The following is an 18737-nucleotide window of genomic DNA, read 5'->3' as shown; positions in this document are numbered from 1 at the left end:
GCGTTTCCTCGGCGCATATCCCCTCGTCACTACGAGATGATAACGGGATGGATGTCCCAAATCTCCCGTGCATATTCGTCAATCGTGCGGTCGGACGAGAACCCGCCGGAGTGCGCGACGTTCATTGCCGCCGAACGCGCCCAGCCGTCCTTGTCCTTGAACCGCCGCATGACCTCAATGCGTGCGTTGTCGTACGCATTGAAATCCTTCAAGATAAAGAATTCATCGTTCGCGTGCAGCAGATAGTCATACAGCGAACGGAAATCCCCATAAGTGCCGTCAACGAGCTGGTTCATCACCGTACGCACCTTCTCGTTCGTGTGGTACTCATCCCACGCCGAGTACGCGCCCGTCGCGTAGTAGTTCATGACCTCCTCCGCCTTCAGCCCGAAGATGACGCAGTGCTCATTGCCGACCGCATCGCGGATCTCGACGTTCGCGCCGTCGAGCGTGCCGAGCGTGATCGCACCGTTCATCATGAACTTCATGTTGCCCGTCCCCGAGGCTTCCTTCGACGCTGTCGAGATCTGCTCGCTGACATCCGCCGCAGGATAGACCAGCTCGCCGATGGAAACGCCGAAGTTCTCGATGAAGATGACCTTCATGAAGTCATTGACGCGCTTATCCTTGTTGATGCGATCCGCAACCACATTGATGAGACGGATTGTCTCTTTCGCGATGTAGTATCCGGGCGCCGCCTTGCCGCCGAAGAAGTAGGTCACAGGCTGCGTGAGAAATCCCGGCTCACTAAGCGCGCGCTGGTAGCGGTACATGATGTGCAAAATGTTCATCAGCTGCCGCTTGTAGGAGTGAATGCGCTTAACCTGAATGTCGAACATCGAATCCGGATCGAGCTTTACGCCGTTGTGGTGCTCGATGTAGCGCGCAAGCCCCTCGCGGCGCAGACGCTTGATCTTCATGAGCTGTTCAAGGAAGTTCTTGTCGCCGACGTGATCGTGCAGACCGTCCATCTTCTCGGGATGACGATGCCACGTGCGGTTGCCGAGCATCGTGTCGATGAGAGCCGCAAGCTCCGGATTCGCCCCCATGAGCCAGCGACGGTGCGTGATGCCGTTGGTCTTGTTGTTGAACTTGCGCGGGGTGTAGTCATAGAAATCCTTCAGCGTCGTGGATTTCAGGATGCCCGTGTGGATCTTCGCCACACCGTTGACGCTGTGTCCGCCGACGATGGAGAGGCGCGCCATATGGATCACGCCGTCCTGAATGATGGAGAGCGCACGCACCTTGTCCTCATTGTTCGGATAGCGGCGGCGCACCTCCTCCATGTGACGACGGTTGATCTCGTCGATGATCATGTAGATGCGCGGAAGCAGCGGGCGGAACATATCAATGCCCCACGTTTCAAGCGCCTCCGGCATGATCGTGTGATTCGTATAGGCGATGGTATCGCGCGTGATCGCCCACGCATCCTCCCATGTCAGCTGCTCCTCATCGACGAGGATGCGCATGAGCTCCGCAACGCAGAGCGCGGGATGCGTGTCGTTGATGTGAATGCCGATTTTCTTGCCGAAGTCGTAGATGCTCATGCCCGTCTTCTTGTAGTGGCGGACAATGCTCTGCACGCCTGCCGATACGAAGAAATACTCTTGGATGAGGCGCATACGCCGTCCCTCGAACGTACTGTCGTCCGGGTAGAGATAGCGCGTGATGGACTCGACGAACGTACGGTAGTCATTACGCTGCTGGATCTGTTCCTGCGTCAGCATACCGTAGTCGGAGAAGTCCCGATTGACCTCGGCGTTCCACATACGCAGCGTGTTGACCGTCGCGTTGTGGTAGCCGACAATCGGCATATCGTACGGTACCGCCATGACGATCATCGGGTTCTCATGGACAAGCTCAAGTCTGCCATTTCCCATGTCACGCATATAGGCGTTGCCGCCGAACTTGACATCGACCGACTTGTCCGGCTTGCGATACTCCCACGCGAAGCCGTCGCGCAGCCAGTTGTCGGGAATCTCGACTTGGTTGCCGCCGACGATCTTCTGCTCGAAAAGTCCATACTGATAGCGGATCGTGCAGCCATGCCCCGGGAGGCGGTGCGCCGCAAGCGAGTCGATAAAGCACGCCGCAAGACGACCGAGACCGCCGTTGCCGAGACCTGCATCCGGCTCCACTTCGTACGCATCCGAGAGGTTCAGCTTGAAGTCGCCGAGGACTTCCTTCAGCGCCTCTTCGATGCCGAGGTTGATAAGGTTGGATTTCAGGAGGCGACCGAGCAGGAACTCAATGGAAAAGTAGTAGATCTGCTTCTCCTTGCGCTCGGCGTACTGCTTGTTCGTCTTGATCCAATTATCCGAAATGGACTGTTTGGCGGTCGCCGCGATCGTCTTATAGATCTCAACTTCCGTCAGTTCCTCCACCTCGCGGCCAAACATAACATGCGCGGTTGTGATAAAACGGCTCTTGAGGATCTTTTTCATCGTTTCAAGAGCTTTCCCTGTCGGTCGGTTGACCTGATCCTTCTGTGCCAAATCGTCCACTCCTTTTCCAAACGCTCCTGCTTCTCCCCCGCTCTTCTTTCTCCTGTGTGTCACAGGACTCCCCGTAAGAAGTATCAGAAACAAGAAGCCGTTATAGTCTCTCCCGCTCCGTCAGACGAAGCGGGAGAGACCGCTAACGGCAAAACAAACAAAATTCAGATGGTGATATTCTTCTTGATCACGAGCGGATACTCCGCAGCCCCCTTGAGCCACTTTTCCGCCGTAATGGTGACATTCTTGTCGCAAATGACATTTTCGACAAGCGCGCCATCCTGAATGTCACATTTCTGCATGATAATCGAATTTCGGATCTTCACGCCCTTGCCCACCTTGACCCCGCGGAACAGGATGCTGTTCTCCACCTCGCCGCGCACAATGCAGCCGTTTGCGACGAGAGAGTTTTCAACCTTTGCCGTCTCCTTGTACTGTACGGGTACGCCGTCTTTGATCTTCGTATAGATGGGACGCTCGCCCATAAAGAGGTTCTGCCAAACCTCGGGGTCGAGGATCTCCATATTCGCCCGATAGTAGGTTGACATGGAGTCCACATGTGCCATGTAGCCGTCGTGCTCGTATGCGAACATCGTGTAGTCGGCGGCGCGGCGGATGATCCCGTCCAGTATGAAGTCGAGGCCGCCGCGCTCGTAAGCATGGCGGACAATCTCGACGAATGCACGCTTATCCATGAGATAGATGCCCATGGAAACCTTCATTCCCTGATAGGCGACGGGCTTTTCCGCAATGTCGAGGATAAGTCCGTTCTCCGCCGTATCGAGAACGATGTTGTTCCCCGTATTCTCATCAACCGTCGTATGTGAAACGAGGGTGATGTCTGCGCCCGTATTCTGGTGGAAGCGGAGCACCTTGCCAAAGTCCACGTTGTAGACGAAGCTGCCGTTCGCAAGGAGGATGTAGCGCGCAGAGGCGTGTTCAATAAAATCCAGATTCTGATAGAAATTCTTGAGGTCGCCCTTATGCCGCTGGGCATCGTCCTGCGCCGCCGGCAGGTAGAACAGTCCGTCGTGCCGACGCGCCAGATCCCAGTCCTTGCCGGAGCGCAGATGATCGAGCACGGAGCGCGGTTCGTCGGGGAGCATAATGCCCACCTTGTTGATGCCGGAGTTGACCATGCTCGAAAGCGCAAAGTCGATCAGGCGATAGCGTCCGGCAAAGGGAATGGATTCAACGGCACGCCGGTCGGCAAGTTCTCGAATGAGGCTGCCATCCTCCTGCAGGTTGATGAGACCCATCACGCTGTTCATTCTATTTTCACTCCATTCTCTTTCGATCGTTCAGCCGACACGCTGCTCGGTTGATGCCGCCGTCACGGTCTCCCCCTCGGGGATGACGGTGATCTGCGACTCCGCGCCGATGACCTGCGCACCTTCTTCAATAACAGCACGCTGCGCGAGAATCGCATAGTCAACGACTGCGCCGTCATGGACGACAGCGGAGGGCAGGAGAACGGAGTTGCGTACGACGGCACCCTTGCCGACGCGCACCCCGGGGAAGATCACGGAGTTCTCGACCGTGCCGAGAATCATCGATCCCTCGCTGATCATCGAGCGCGTGATCTTTGCCTCCTTGCCGACGAACTGCGGAGGCATGGACGGATTGAACGAGTAGATGCGCCATTTGCCCGAGAGTTCGAACGGCGGCTCATCCTGCAGGAGATCCATGTTCGCCTGCCAGAGGCTCTCGATCGTTCCGACATCCTTCCAGTAGCCGTTAAAGGCGTAGGAGTAAAGACGGCCTTCGTCCGCGAGCATCTTCGGAATGATGTCCTTGCCGAAGTCATGGCTCGATGTCTCGCTCTTTGCGTCTGCCGTAAGGTATTCCTCAAGATAGTCGCGGTTGAAGATATAGATGCCCATGGAGGCAAGGTTGCTCTTCGGTTTTGCCGGTTTTTCCTCAAACTCGACAATGCGTCCGCTCTCGTCCGTATTCATGATGCCGAAGCGCGGCGCCTCGTCCCACGGCACTTCAAAGACGCCGATGGTCGCCTGCGCCTTGTTCTTCTTGTGGGATTCGAGCATCCACGCATAGTCCATCGTGTAGATGTGATCCCCCGAGAGGATGAGAACATAGTCGGGATCGGTCATGTCGATGAAGTTGAGGTTCTGGTAGATCGCATCTGCCGTGCCGCGATACCATTCCGCTCCCTTCTCACGCGCATAGGGCGGCAGGACAAAGAGTCCGCCGTCACGTTTGTCGAGATCCCATGCGCTGCCCGAACCGAGATACTGATTCAGCTCCAGCGGACGGTACTGGGTCAGGACACCGACCTTTTCGATGCCGGAGTTGACACAGTTGCTGAGCGGAAAGTCAATGATGCGGTATTTCCCCCCAAACGGAACCGCCGGCTTTGCGACACGCTTGGTCAGTGCACCCAGACGGCTGCCCTGTCCGCCCGCCAAAATCATTGCCAAGCACTCTGTTTTTCTCATAGGTATTTCTCCCCTCACGGATACCGGGTGGTATCCCCAACATATATGCAATGGCAAATCGGTCGGGCTCGCCATACACCCGGCCGCTTCGCCTTTTTCCTGCCGATTTCAATGAGGTAGAACTCATTTTATCGTATTTATCCTCCCTTTTCGCGTTTTATGATACTCTATGATACATATTTAATTCGATAAACAGCGCCGTTTTCCTGCAAATTTTCGCCGTATTTTCAGGCTTTTTTCAAATTATATCACAAAACGGGAGGGACTTTTGAACCTTCCATGTTTCGTATTTATCATACAATTATTTTACCCTATGTTCATGCACGAATCAAGAAGAAATGCAAAGAAAATTTATTCTGAAATCTCGTTGATTTTCGGGGATTCTATCGTTTTTTCCCATCTTCGGAGCGGAAGATGGGGACAATGAGTGCAGTGTACATCTCCGTCATTTCCTCGGGGGATCTGCGGCAGCCGCCCTGCATCCACCACTCCACCATGAGCATAAAACTGCCGGTGATGTGGTTGATGAGAAAGTCGTCGGGCAACGCGTGTTCGTGCAGGAGGGCATGTCCGCGTGCGGTCAGTGTCTCGCTCAGTTTCTCGCGGAAGTAGCGGAGAAAGATGTCCCTGCTCTCACACGTCAGGAGGCTGCGGATGTTCTTCTGCTGATCCTGCATATGGTAGAGCATATGCGAGATGATGACCGCCGGGTTGTCAGGATCATGGGAGAAGTCGTGACTGCCCTCGTCCGTCACATCCACAAGGACGTGCGAAAACATATCCTCGCACATCGCACGCAGCAGCATATCCTTCGTCTCGAAATGTGTGTAAAAGGTGCTGCGCCCAACGTTTGCTGCTTCGATGATGTCCTGCACGATGATATGCTCATAGCGCTTCTGCGCGAGCAGTTCCTGAAATGCAGTGAGAATTGCCTGTCTGGTTTTTTGGCGGCGTCGCTCCATACGATCCCTCGATCTCGTTTATTTGAACATATTGCGTATTTTGTCCGATAACGGACATTCCGGACGAACTGTTTCTTACGGTTTTTTCAGTTTTATTGTACTATATGTTCAAAAGTGAAACAAGTTCGTTTTCAAGAAATCGCTGATAAAGTGAAGTCCGTCCGATTGGCGTAGATTTTTTCGTCCGGACAAGGAGGGGTACACATGACACATACGGGACAAAAGGGAATTCCCCAAACGGCGGTCATCTATCTGCTGCTGCTTGGTATCGCCGCGCTCATTTATCAGAGCACGGGCGATGTGATACGTGCCGTGACGGCGGTCATCGCATTCACGCCCTGTGCCTATATCCTCGCGGGTTCGGCAGCTGCGGCAGGAGCGGAGCTCAGTCTGGCGCGGCGCGGCATTTTCATCCGTACGGGCGATGTTCTCACAGATCTCGGACGCGCGGAAGTGATCGCGTTTGACACTGCCCTGCTGTGCCGTACGGGCAGCCTCGACCCGGCGTTCCCGCAGACCGTCAGTGTGCTGCGCCGCATGGGACTGCATCCCGTCCTGCGCGTAGACAAGGATCGCGAGACAGCAGCACACATCGGCGCGGCGGCAGGTATTTCAGATCTGCGCACCGACGCAGAGCTAACGCACGCAGCAGGATCTTCCACGCCCGCCGCACACGTCCGTTCTCACCAATGCGCGGTGCATGGAAGCACCCTTCTCCTCACGCTGAGCGGCAGCAATGCCTCCGCCGACGCCATGATTCGGGGCGGTGCTCTGCACAAGCTCCCGATACTTGTCCGCATGGCGCGGCGCACGCGCGAAAAAATCGAACAGAACGAAATCTTTGGAAATACATTGGGGTTCATCGGGGTCGGTCTTGCGGCGGCAGGCATCCTAAGTCCGGTTTCGGCCGTGCTCTGGCATCTGGCGACCGCACTCATACTCCTCCTGAACGCCGCAGGCCTCTGCGCCGTCGGTGCGCGCGAAAAAAAATTTGCATTTTAGAGAGCCGTGTGATAGAATGACCCAGTACATTTTTCGTTGAGGAGGTGAACAATTTGCCAAACATCAAGGCATCCATTCTGAGTGTAAAGTCTGACGCCAAGCGCCATGCACGCAATGTTGCGGAAAAGACGCGCGTCCGCCGCGCCATCCGCAGCGTCAACGACGCGGTTGCTGCCGGCAATGCAGACGAGGCGAAAAATCTCCTCGTTGCAGCATACAAGTCCATCGATCAGGCGGCTGCAAACAACGTCTATCACAAGAACGCTGCTGCCCGTAAGAAGTCGCGTCTTGCCAAGAAGGTCAATGCGTTGGCACAGTAAGCATAAAAAAACACCATTCCGTACGGAATGGTGTTTTTTTATGCCCGCATCAGACGCCCCTGCGAAAGACATAGAAGCCGACTGCCGCCTGCACGACGCTGAGCGCGGCAAGCATACCGAACGCAGCGGTAAGGCTTGTCACCGAGGAGACGAATCCGATGGCGGCAGGACCCGCGAGAATACCGAGATACCCCATCGTACTCACGGCAGAGACCGCCGTACCGACGGGCATAACCGTCTGCCGCCCCATGAGCGAGAAAAAGACAGGAACGATATTCGCACTGCCGATGCCGATGGAAAAAAATCCGAGATAAAGAAGTATATCCACAGGTGCGAACATGACGAGCAGAATGCCGGCAAAGGTGAGAAGTGCACCACCGACGGCGACGGAACACTGCCCGAAATGCTGCACCGTACGATCACCGAGGAAGCGCATGAGAAGCATTGCCGCGGAGAACACAGAGAACCCCATGCCGGCAAGCGAGAGATCCATCCCGCGCACCGTCGTCAGATAGACGCCGCCCCAATCCATCACCGCACCTTCGCTGAGAAATGCGATGAAGGTCGCCGCACCAATAAAGACGACAATACCACGTGGGGTGGCGATGAGCGTCCCGCCGCCCCCGCCGTAGGGAATGAGGTTCTTTCCAAAAATGGCGGTGAGCACGAGCATGAGCAGCGCAGCGATCACGGTGGACTGAAGCGCCGTCAGCCCGAGAAGGGCGACCCACACGCCGTAGAGCCCTGCGCCAACGAACCCGCCCAGACTCCAAAATGCGTGCATCCCGCTCATGATGCGCCGCCCGACCCCCTGCTCGACCACAACCGCCGCGATGTTCATGACGACATCCACGCAGCCCATCAGACCACCGAAGAAAAAGATCACCGGCACAGCGATCCAAAACGAATCCACAAAGCAGATCGAGAGCAGCCCCGCCGCATAGAGGACAGCCGCCGCGATGAGCACGCGCCGACAGCCGACACGCGCGGCGAGCACGCCCGCAAGCGGCATCACCACGAGCGAGCCGATCCCGATGCAAAGGAGCAGAATCCCGAGCAGATCATCCCCGACAGCCAACCGCTCACGCAGCACCGGAACAAGCGGTGCCCACGATGCCGCACCAAACCCGCTGACAAAGAAGATCGCACGCGTCGCATTCGCCTCACGCGCTCCGATCTCCTGTGCCTTTTCCCCCATCTTCGTCATTCCCCATTCCTCCCAACGCATTCGGCGTTGTCAATCCGCATCGCCCTCCTCTGCGGAACGATGTTTCTCGTTCCGTTTTTCGCGGATGTTCTTCTCGCGCTCCGCACGCGCCTTCTCCTTTTCCTTCATCCTCTTTGTATAGGCACGCCGATCCACGGCTTCGAGGTATTCGTCCGGGATGCGCCCGAGTGCCTTCGGCTCGACGTCGTAGAGCTTCTTAAAATACGCCTGCGCCTCCTCGGTGTTCCCCATCTCATCGGAGAGTTCTGCCGCAATCAGATAGCCGTACGGATTCTTCGCATCCGTCTCGATTGCCTTGCGTGCATCGGAAAGCGCTCCCGCACGGTCGCCCATCATGCGCCGCACATCGCTGCGGTTCAGCCATGTGAGCACATCCTTCGGATCGTCCGCAACACCCCGATCCGCATCCGCACGTGCGCGTTCCCAATCGCCCTGCACGGCGTAGGCACGCGCACGTATGACGTAACTCTGCGCACGGTGCTCGTCATGCGGTGCGGCAAAGACGCGTTCCATCAGCATGAGCGCACGCACACTGTCGCCGTAGTCGCTGTAGGCATCGCTGTTCTCACGCATCTTTTGGATCGCCTTCGCATCGGCGTTCTCCACCTCCGCACGCGCCGCCTCCTGCGCCTGCGCACGCTTTTCTTCCACGGCACGCAGCTGTTCCCGTGCGCCGCTTTCCGCCTCACCTGTATAGGCATCGCGAACAAGCGTAAGCAGCCTCTCCCCCGCCTTCTCCCGTGCGAGGAAATGTACAAGAAGCTCATTCACACGCGGGTCGCCGTCCATGGTCACACTGCCATCATCGGTGAGACCGATGTGCCAGTCCTCCGCACGATCATAGTCATGAAAGGCGCGGGCAAGCGCACCTGCCACGAGATACGCATTCTCGGGGCTGTTGTCGTAGTCCTCATCCGTCCATGTCACCGTCAGGAGCGGTGTCCCGTCGATGCAGACCGTCCTGCGGTCGCGCACGGTGACATGACCCGCGCTGTAGTCCGTCATATAACCCACGAGCTTTGCCTCGCGCCGCTCCGTCGCGGGATGATCGGAGAAGTCGTCCTGCGGCAGATCCTTCTCCTTCGGATCTTGATACTCCGCAAGTTCCTGCGTCACATAGGTCAGATAGTAGCCCATGCGTGCCATCGCTGCCGCTCCGCCGCCCGGGTTGAAGCCCGCGCTCGTCATGATATAAAACCCGCCCTCATCCGCCTCGTACTCTGTAGGCAGCGTGACATTCTTCGCAACGGAGTAGCCCACAAGCGCATTGAGCTTGTTCCAGTCCATCAGCCCGAAATTCATGTTGAGAAAGCTCATCCCGTAGAACTGCGCCGCTGCCTGCGCGTAGTTGTGTGCGCTGTGCTGACGGATGCCGTGCGTCATCTCGTGCCCGAGCACGGCGGCAAGCTCATCCACGTTCCCGTTCAACCCACGCACGAGCCCGCGGTTGATCGTCACGTAGTCCGTCGGATAGCAGGCGGCATTAAAGACAGGGCTGTCCGTGAGCGCCCATGTGAAGGGCAGCGAGTTCACACGGAGCACATAGCCGCCATCGCGCACGAGCCGTTCCATGATCCCATCTACGAGCTGAATATCCCGCACGTTGCGTGCGCGTCCATTTTCTGCAAGATCCTGCCGCCGGCTCTCCACCTGTGCATGGACATCGTTGCCGAGCGCGAGCACTGCACCAAGTGCGGAGTGATATGCCCCCAGCACGCCGAGTGCCTGCGCCGCAATCCCCCATGCGTCGATTGCCTCGGCACGCGCAGACGGAAAGAAAAGCCCCAGTACCATCACGAACAGCGCGAGCAGCGCGCTTCCCGTTTTCCGCATCATCCACCTCACATCCAATCCAATATGATATTGGTTCAGTATAGCACAAATTTCCTAAAAGGGACTGAAAATCGCCCCCGTCCGCACCGATCTGTGCTATACTTGTGGTGAATCATCAAAGGAGGTACTGCCATGGAATTTAACGAGCTCATTCAGGAGCGCTTCTCCTGCCGCTCACTCTCGGACAGCGAGATCCCGCACGAGGCGCTCGGACGCATCTTCGAGGCGGCACGTCTTGCACCGACCGCCGTCAACAAGCAGCCGTTCAAGGTCTGGGCGGTTGAAAGTCCCGATGCACGCGCAAAGCTCGCCGAGACGACGAACTACACCTTCGGCGCGGGCGTTTTCCTTGTCGTCGGCGGAAAGAACGAGGACGCGTGGGTACGGCAGTATGACGAGCGCAATTTTGCCGATGTGGATGCCGCGATCGTCGCAACCTACATCATGCTCGCCATTCACAACGAGGGGCTGCGCTCGACATGGGTCGGACATTTCGATGTAAACAAGATGAAAGAATCATTTCCGCAGATGGCGGACTACGATCTCATCGCCATCTTCCCCATCGGCTATGCCACGGAGAAGGGCGTTCCGTCCGCACGTCACACACAGCGCAAGGCTGCGGTGGAGATTGTAGAGGTGCTCTAGCGACGTGGTATGTCCGACGTGAACGCTTAGGAACATGACCACAGCACCATATACCAAAACACAAAAATCCCCCACCGTTGGTGGGGGATTTTGCATCCGTAACGGGAGATCTTACTTCATGAAGCTGAACGCACGCTTGCCCGGATAGACCGCGCTCGCACCGAGCTGTTCCTCGATGCGGAGCAGCTGGTTGTACTTCGCAACGCGCTCGGAACGGGACGGCGCACCCGTCTTGATCTGCGCCGTGTTGAGCGCAACCGCGAGATCCGCGATCGTCGTATCCTCGGTCTCGCCCGAGCGGTGCGACGTGACCGCCGTGTAGCCCGCCTTGTGCGCCATCTTGATCGCCTCAAGCGTCTCGGAAACCGAGCCGATCTGGTTCAGTTTGATGAGGATGGAGTTGCCTGCGCCGAGGTCGATGCCCTTCTTCAGACGCTCCGTGTTCGTGACGAAGAGATCGTCGCCGACGAGCTGAACCTTGTGACCGAGCGCCTTCGTCATCGCCTTCCAGCCGTCCCAGTCCTCCTCATCGAGACCATCCTCGATGGAGTAGATCGGATACTTGTCAACGAGGGACTCCCAATGCTTGATGAGATCGTCGGACGTGAACTTCTTGCCGGACTTCGGCTGATGGTAGAAGCCCTTGCCCTTCTCCTTATCCTTCCACTCGGAGGATGCCGCATCCATCGCAAGAACGAAGTCCCGACCGGGCTCGTAGCCGGCGTTCTTAATCGCCTTGAGGATGTGCTCGATCGTATCCTCATCGGAGTCAAGATCCGGCGCAAAGCCGCCCTCGTCGCCGACCGCCGTCGTCTTTCCTTCCTTCTTGAGGAGGGACTGAAGGGCGTGGAACACCTCGGTCGACCAACGCAGAGCCTCGCGGAACGTCGGTGCGCCTGCGGGCATAATCATGAACTCCTGCGTATCGACGGAGTTCGTCGCATGTGCGCCGCCGTTCAGAATGTTCATCATCGGGACGGGCAGAACGTTCGCCTGCAGACCGCCAAAGAAGCGGTAGAGCGGAATATCCTCCGACTTTGCCGCCGCATCCGAGGCCGCAATCGAAACCGCAAGAATCGCGTTCGCACCGAGCTTCGACTTGTCCTTCGTGCCGTCCACATCGAACATCGCCTGATCGACCGCATAGATGTCACTCGCCTCGATGCCGACGAGTGCGGGGGCAATCTTCGCGTTCACATTCTCGACCGCCTTGGACACGCCCTTGCCGCCGAACTTCGACTTGTCGTTGTCGCGCAGTTCCAACGCCTCGAACTCACCCGTAGACGCACCCGAAGGAGATGCACCGCGGCCGATCGTGCCGTCCTCAAGAACGACCTCCGCCTCAACCGTCGGATTGCCGCGCGAATCAATGATCTCACGGCCAATAACCTGAGCAATTCTTAAGTAATCACGCATGTATATTCCTCCTCATCCTAACAAAGGGAGCATCCCTTCCGAATACGCAAAACCCATCTGCGTACTCTCCTTCTCAATATTATACGTTTTTTCTCAGAAAAAAGCAATGCGGCAGGTACGGGCAAACGCAATTATATTCTATGATTTTTTTCAGGCATCTTTGTTCACGAAAAAATCGGCAAAAATCATTATTACTGCATCTTTTTTTCTATTGTGTGACTTGGGTTACAAAATTTTCAAACAAAATATGATATAATACAAACATCAACGGGGAACAAGAAACGTCCTCCCCGACATTTTCCCCCGTTGATCATCCCTCTAAAGGAACGTCTCCCTGCGTTCCTCTTGTAAGGCAAATAACCCTTACATCCCATTTCTCAAGCCGCAGGTTTTTCCCGGCCTGCGCGCATCCCTTTCCAGGAAAAAGAGCCGCTCGGCATATACCGGCGGCTCTTTTTCCGTATTCTTTTACCCGAGCGCAACATCGAGCATCATCATGAGCGTGAAGCCCGCCCCAAACGAAACAACCCCTACATCCGAATGTTCGCCCTCACTCATCTCCGGAATCAGTTCCTCCACCACGACGTAGAGCATTGCACCCGCTGCAAACGCAAGCGCATACGGCAGCATCGGCACAATAAATGCCGTCGCAGCAATCGTGAGTGCGCCGCCGATCGGCTCAACTGCGCCCGAGAGCACCCCGCCGCCAAACGCACGCCACTTCCCCATCCCCGCCGCACGCAGCGGCATGGAGATGATCGCGCCCTCGGGGAAGTTCTGAATCGCAATGCCGAGCGAGAGTGCGAGTGCCGCGCCCAGGGTAATGCTCTCGCTGCCACTCAGCCAGCCCGCATAGATCGCGCCGACCGCCATTCCCTCGGGGATGTTGTGCAGCGTCACAGCAAGCACGAGCATCGTCGTCCGTGAGAGGCGGCTGTGCGGTCCTTCCGCCTTTTGTGCATTCATATGCAGATGCGGGATGATGTGATCCAACAGCAGCAGAAAGAGCGTCCCCGCCCAAAAGCCGACGACCGCAGGGACAAAGGCGTACTGCCCCATGTCAGCCGCGCCCTCCATCGCAGGGATCAAAAGACTCCAAATGGATGCCGCCACCATCACACCGGCGGCGAAGCCCGTCAGACTGCGCTGTACGTTGCGATTCAGCGCACCTTTGAGAAAGAATACGCAACCCGCACCGAGTGTTGTGCCGATGAACGGTATCATCAGCCCTTGAAATATATCCGACATAAAATTCACCTCATGCCGAATATTATAGCACGTTCCGTTTTTATCAACAAATAATAATTTTTATTACTATATCTTTCGAGTATGAGGATTTTTTTGCTGTGAACAACCTGTTTATGCGAACGGCTCCAGTTTTGATAGCGTTACCTTGTCATATGCCCCGTTTTTCTTATCCTCGGGATGAGGCTCCAATCCGATGATGGTAATATCTTTCTGTTCAGGTCCATACACCCAATACATTCGCATGGCGCGACTGGTTCGATTCTCCAAATAAGACTGCCAAACCTTTTGTCCGTATCGTCTGGTTAAATCCGGGATTTCATGTGTGTGAAGACTTGGGTAGAACGGATCGGCAGAAAGAAGTTTTAATGCTTTGCCCCATTTTTTGTAGAGAGCGGCATCCGCTTTTGAAATACTTCCATCCATACTCTCTTGATGCAGACGCATCCATAGTTCAAGGATTTCAGGAATCCCCATACGAATCAAAAAGTCCATATTCAAAAGCCGGAGAGATCAATCGGTGCAGAAACTTTTCCCGCATCCAGATTGCGAATTGATTCATCCATCATCTGCAGGGTTCGCCTCGATATTTCCGTCGGACATGTTAATTCACGGGGCTCTAAAAGAATGATTCCATTATCATATTCCCGAACTTCATAATAATCATATTTTGCACCACGCAACGTCAGACGCTTCTTTGCATCCAAATGAGCTTGATAGCGACCTTTGATTACAGCTTGCATCATTTACCTCCGTTTCAAAAGTGGGATTTCCCACGTCTCTTATGACTAGTATAGATGAAATGCGGATATTGTGCAAGGAAATCGCTGATAAAATGAAGTCCGTCATTTCCATCAGTTCGCACATATTTCAATGTCTCCCGCATCCTATCTCAATACAGAAAGGGCTCGCACCATCATTGTGTGCGAGCCGTATTCCGTCTTATTCCAACGTTACAATCTTGTTCTTGAGCACATAGACGAGTGCCTGTGTGCGGTCGTTGACCTTGAGCTTGTGGAAGATGCTCGTGAGGTGGTTCTTGACGGTCTTTTCACTCAGACCGAGCGCCTTGCCGATGTCCTGATTCGAGAGCCCCTTTGCGATGCAGCCGAGCACGTCCATCTCACGCGGGGTGAGGCGTTCACCGCGGCTCTCGTCCCAGATCTCCTTTGCCATGCGGCTGACATCACCGCAGACGGCAGAACTTCCAAAAAGCCGCTCCGCGAGTTTCGGATAAACGAACGGGTTGCCCTCGTTGACCATGTGGATCGCCTTGATGAGGACGTTCGGCTCAACGTCTTTGAGCAGGTAGCCGAGTGCGCCATTCTTGAGGAGTTCGAGGACGTAGTTGTCGCTGTCGTGGATCGTGAGCGCGATAATCTTCGTACGCGAACGCGCCTGTTTGAGCTGCTTCGTGACCTCCAGCCCTGTAAGTCCCGGCATGTTGATGTCGAGGAGCAGGATGTCCGGCTTGAGCATGAGCGTCCGCGCAAGGGCTTCCTGTCCGTCCTCTGCTTCGCCGACAACTTCGAGGTCGTCCTCGAAGTTCAGCACACGCTTGATGCCCTGCCGCAGCAGTGCGTGATCGTCTGCAAGTAATATCCTGATTGCCACTGACATCTCCTCTTTTCCATTGCATCCTGCAATTTCAGGAATCACGGAGAGTGCATCACTGATCCGTTTTTCCTTTATCCTTCATCCAACACATGAGCTGTGAGAAAAATCATGAGCTCCGTCTCGGTCTTGCTCGTCCGTACGGAGCGAAAAAAAGCCCCAAGGACAGGTATATCTCCGAGAAACGGGATTTTCGCCAGAGAACGCGACTCGTCGCTGTCAATAAGTCCGCCGATCACCATGGTCTCACCGTCCCTGAGGTGAACGGTGGTGTCCGCACTTCTCTTTTGAAACCGGTACGCCTTCATATCCTCGACAAATACGGGGGTACTGACCTCCGTATGTACACGGGCGGCAATGCCGCCGTCCGCCGTGATACGCGGCGTATAACGCAGAATGATCCCCGCCTCACGGTACTCGATCCCCGTCGTCGTGACACTGTTGGAATTTACAACACGCGGCACAGGAACTTCGGCGCCGATGTTGATGACCGCCTCATGTCCCTGTACCGTGGTAATGTTCGGACGGGCAAGCATCTTTGCCCGCCCGTCCGTGATGAGGGCGCGAATCGCAGCAGAGTAACGGAACTCGTAAGGAACGCCCCCCGGTCCTCTGCCAAAGCGGATGAGCCCGCCCAAACGTGCATCTGCATCGTTTCCACCGGTGTTATGACGCTCCGCCGCATCGCGCTCCATCTTGGAATACTGCGGCAGGGACGACCATGACCAGTCCACGCCGAGTTCCTTTGCCGCCTGTTTTGAAACAGCAACCACATGCGCCTCAAGCGATACCTGCCTGGGGGCAGCATCAAGCGCGGAAAGTATTTCGCGAACGGCAAGAGCCTCCGATTCCGTCCCATAAAAAAGAAGGGTATTCGTGGCGCGATCCACAAGAACACGCCGCTGTACGTCAGAATCAGAGTCCTCATTCCATCTCTCTTCATTACTTTTCGACACAACTGCCCGTTTTCCTTCACCGATCAAGGATAAATTTGCAGCGTGTGCGAGTTCCTCGGGATCACCATAGCGTACGATATACGAATGTACACCGCGACTTTCTGCGCGTGTATCTGTGGCAAGTGCGATAAAAACATCACCGTGCTGCTCCACATGGATGCCGCGTGCAGCGGCGACAAGGCGCAGCACTTCCTCCCCTTCCCCCGTCAAATGCGCCGTCACCGTCCCCGTCACGCTGTCGTCGACGACAAGGGGAATCTCGCCCATACGTGCCACGGCGAGCAGAACACTGCGCACATCGCCGCCCATCACGTCAATCGTCACGGGTGCGGCGGCGGTGTGTTTCGTGGCAAGCAGCAGACAGATAAGAAGCGCCGTCATCATCCATCGTCTCATACCGTCACTCCCTTGTCAGTGTGCTCGTCCCTGCGGCCGAATCCAATATTGCCGTACGCTCCGTCAGTGTGCGGAGGGTATAGCCGTGCCACGTCTCGCCCGCAGCGAGTGCCGCCCCGTCCGCCCCCTGTGCCAGTATGGCGATGCGCGTACCGTCTGCCCCCGTCACCACACCGCGCAGAACGAGAGGAGCAGGAGGCGGCGCGGACGAAGCGGCGACAGCTTGCTGTACGGGCGATACAGGAACAGACAGGGACGGCGGCGCCGCCGCTGTTCCCTTGACGGGCTCCGGCACAGCGGCGGGAGGGGACTCCCCCATGCGTTCATGCGCCTCCGAGAACGGATTTCGCAGCGCCGTGCGCTTTGCCGCAGCCGCAAGCCCTGTGATCTCCAACGAGGGCGGCGGCGTTGTTTCGCTGTGCTGCACGATGACGACAGGCGCATCGGCATCCGCCCCTAAGAGATACGCACCGCACACAGCGCACAATAACAAAACGCCGATGAGTACCCATTGGCGTCGGGACAGGGTGCTCAAATGCGCACGCAATGTTTCGAGCACAAGAACCTCCTCCCAAAACGCAGAAAGGGACTGCCGCAGCAGCCCCTCTCCGCATGGAGATAACAAGAAATCATCCCTTGAGTGCCCGGAGTTTCGGTCCCATGATGCGTTTGTACGCCTCCACACCCGGCTGATCGAACGCGTCCACATCCGCGAGTTCGCCCTCGTAGGCAATCGACATCGCGAGCAGATAGAGCAGTTCGCCGAGGTGATACGGGGTCAGCTCCGGCAGTGCAAAAACGGCACTGTAGCGCTTGTTCGATGCGAGTGCGTCCGCATTCGACTGACGCGCAACCTCAAGTGCCGCGCCCATCGTCACGCCCGCGATGTCCGCGAGCTTTTGAACCTCGGGGAACGCATTCGGGATCACGAGATCATCCGCCCATTTGTCGATGCGGATGAACTGCACCACCTTGTTGAGCTTGCCCTCCTGATGCTGCTGCGTCTGCGCGTGCATATCGGTCGTACCGACGGCGACGACCGGTGTGCGCCCGTAGCAGACCTCCTTGCCCTCCTTGTTGAACTGCTTGCCGAGAGATTCGGCGAGCAGCTGGATGTACCACTCGGAAACGGATTTCAAATAGTCGCCGTACGGCATCATGATCTCGATGTCGCGCCCGTGCTTCTCCGATGCCGCAAATTTCAGCGCCGCATTGAGCATGGCAGGGTTCTGCCAGAGATCATCATTCTGACATGCCGCATCCATATCGCGCGCGCCCGCGAGGAAGCTCTCGATGTCAAAGCCGATGCACGCGGCGAGCGTGAGCCCAACCTCGGTGAACACGGTGAAGCGTCCGCCAACGCCGTCCGGCACAGCGAACTGTTTCCACCCCTTGTCGATTGCAAGCTTCTTGAGCAGGGTCGGCTTCTCCTCGTTCGGGTCGGTGACAGCGACGACCTCGATCTCGATGTTATCCGCCTTCGTAAAGGCATCGTACATCACCATGAAGTTCGACATCGTGTCGAGCGTACCGCCCGACTTTGAGATGACGAGGAGCATGATGCGCAGCGGTCCTGCGCCGTTCTTCTTCTTGATCTGTGCAACATCCTTCAGATGGTTAATGATGTCGCCCGTGCGGCGCGGGTCGATGTTGTTGCCGCTGAAATAGATGCGCGGATAGTTATCGCGCTGTTCATTCGAGAGCGAATTCCAGAGCTCACCACAATGCACATCGAACAGCACCTTGTTCCCGAGGAACGAGCCGCCGATGCCAAGCGAGATCACGACATCCGTGTTCTCCTGCGCGTGTTTGCCGAGCTCCTTCAGACGCGCAATCGACGCGGGCGAGTTGATATGTCCCTCCGCGATGTACGGGGTCTGCGAGAAGAGCACCTTCTCCGGCTCGCCGTCCTTCGAGAGGTGGCCGCGGATGAACCCCTTTTCGCGCATGACCTTCATCGCCTCATGCGCTTTCTTGAGATCGTCCTGATATGCAGCGAGGTCGGCATCCGTCACCTTGCCCTCGCCATAGAGATTGTCATAATCAAATGTAAAACCGGATTTCAGTACAAGACTCATCAAAAAACTCCTTCCCTGTACTTGGAAAATGAAGGAAGCACCGATCAAAACGCCCCATCGACGGGCTTCATTTTGTCAGCGATTCCTTCAT

The 18737-nt window shown here is 56.3% G+C and carries 17 protein-coding genes; 3 read left to right on the top strand and 14 right to left on the bottom strand.

Annotated features, from left to right (window positions below):
- Positions 1-29: 29 nt before the first annotated feature.
- From QU667_RS02715 to QU667_RS02700, 4 genes are all read right to left on the bottom strand, one after another.
- Positions 30-2495: a glycogen/starch/alpha-glucan phosphorylase gene (locus QU667_RS02715; protein ID WP_304987803.1), complete on the bottom strand. Its 2466-nt coding sequence runs from the start codon at positions 2493-2495 to the stop codon at positions 30-32.
- Between the two features lie 164 nt (positions 2496-2659).
- Positions 2660-3766, bottom strand: a complete 1107-nt coding sequence (gene glgD / locus QU667_RS02710) for a glucose-1-phosphate adenylyltransferase subunit GlgD (protein WP_304987801.1) — start codon at positions 3764-3766, stop codon at positions 2660-2662.
- A 30-nt stretch (positions 3767-3796) separates the two neighbouring features.
- Complete coding sequence (locus QU667_RS02705) at positions 3797-4951, bottom strand: glucose-1-phosphate adenylyltransferase (RefSeq protein ID WP_304987800.1); 1155 nt, start codon at positions 4949-4951, stop codon at positions 3797-3799.
- 383 nt (positions 4952-5334) lie between these two features.
- Positions 5335-5913: a TetR/AcrR family transcriptional regulator gene (locus tag QU667_RS02700; protein ID WP_304987799.1), complete on the bottom strand. Its 579-nt coding sequence runs from the start codon at positions 5911-5913 to the stop codon at positions 5335-5337.
- A 204-nt stretch (positions 5914-6117) separates the two neighbouring features.
- Here QU667_RS02700 and QU667_RS02695 point away from each other — a divergent pair, with 204 nt between their 5' ends.
- On the top strand, positions 6118-6915 hold the full coding sequence (locus tag QU667_RS02695; protein ID WP_304987798.1) for a hypothetical protein: 798 nt from the start codon (positions 6118-6120) through the stop codon (positions 6913-6915).
- A 53-nt stretch (positions 6916-6968) separates the two neighbouring features.
- Positions 6969-7235, top strand: coding sequence for a 30S ribosomal protein S20 (gene rpsT, locus QU667_RS02690; protein ID WP_009657256.1), 267 nt, complete (start codon positions 6969-6971; stop codon positions 7233-7235).
- A gap of 49 nt (positions 7236-7284) precedes the next feature.
- Here the strand turns inward: rpsT and QU667_RS02685 are convergent, their stop codons facing one another.
- Positions 7285-8442, bottom strand: coding sequence for an MFS transporter (locus tag QU667_RS02685; protein WP_425541866.1), 1158 nt, complete (start codon positions 8440-8442; stop codon positions 7285-7287).
- Positions 8443-8472: 30 nt separating this feature from the next.
- Positions 8473-10296: a M48 family metalloprotease gene (locus QU667_RS02680; RefSeq protein ID WP_304987797.1), complete on the bottom strand. Its 1824-nt coding sequence runs from the start codon at positions 10294-10296 to the stop codon at positions 8473-8475.
- 132 nt (positions 10297-10428) lie between these two features.
- Between QU667_RS02680 and QU667_RS02675 the strand changes: the two genes are divergently transcribed.
- Positions 10429-10941 carry a nitroreductase family protein gene (locus QU667_RS02675; protein ID WP_304987796.1) on the top strand — a complete coding sequence of 171 codons (513 nt, stop codon included), beginning with the start codon at positions 10429-10431 and terminating at the stop codon, positions 10939-10941.
- Positions 10942-11052: 111 nt separating this feature from the next.
- Here QU667_RS02675 and eno read toward each other — a convergent pair whose 3' ends face one another.
- From eno to QU667_RS02635, 8 genes are all read right to left on the bottom strand, one after another.
- Positions 11053-12357, bottom strand: a complete 1305-nt coding sequence (gene eno / locus QU667_RS02670) for a phosphopyruvate hydratase (RefSeq protein WP_304987795.1) — start codon at positions 12355-12357, stop codon at positions 11053-11055.
- Between the two features lie 468 nt (positions 12358-12825).
- Entirely contained in the window at positions 12826-13605 is a 780-nt protein-coding gene (locus tag QU667_RS02665; protein ID WP_304987794.1) for a ZIP family metal transporter, read from the bottom strand.
- Positions 13606-13716: 111 nt separating this feature from the next.
- Positions 13717-14097 (bottom strand): hypothetical protein, encoded by a 381-nt coding sequence (locus QU667_RS02660; protein WP_304988387.1) that lies wholly within the window; start codon positions 14095-14097, stop codon positions 13717-13719.
- Between the two features lie 2 nt (positions 14098-14099).
- Positions 14100-14345 (bottom strand): hypothetical protein, encoded by a 246-nt coding sequence (locus QU667_RS02655; protein ID WP_304987793.1) that lies wholly within the window; start codon positions 14343-14345, stop codon positions 14100-14102.
- Between the two features lie 199 nt (positions 14346-14544).
- On the bottom strand, positions 14545-15216 hold the full coding sequence (locus tag QU667_RS02650; protein WP_304987792.1) for a response regulator: 672 nt from the start codon (positions 15214-15216) through the stop codon (positions 14545-14547).
- 74 nt (positions 15217-15290) lie between these two features.
- A complete protein-coding gene (locus tag QU667_RS02645; RefSeq protein ID WP_304987791.1) occupies positions 15291-16568 on the bottom strand; it encodes a type II secretion system protein GspD in 1278 nt (425 codons plus the stop codon).
- Positions 16569-16572: 4 nt separating this feature from the next.
- A complete protein-coding gene (locus QU667_RS02640; protein WP_304987790.1) occupies positions 16573-17046 on the bottom strand; it encodes a hypothetical protein in 474 nt (157 codons plus the stop codon).
- 151 nt (positions 17047-17197) lie between these two features.
- Positions 17198-18646, bottom strand: a complete 1449-nt coding sequence (locus QU667_RS02635) for a phosphoglucose isomerase-related protein (protein ID WP_304987789.1) — start codon at positions 18644-18646, stop codon at positions 17198-17200.
- Positions 18647-18737 lie beyond the last annotated feature (91 nt).

It is taken from the genome of Selenomonas dianae (genome assembly GCF_030644225.1).
GTDB lineage: Bacteria > Bacillota > Negativicutes > Selenomonadales > Selenomonadaceae > Centipeda > Centipeda dianae.
The sequence above is the reverse complement of the archived record's forward strand: the minus strand, read 5'-3'. Positions and strand labels throughout refer to the sequence as shown.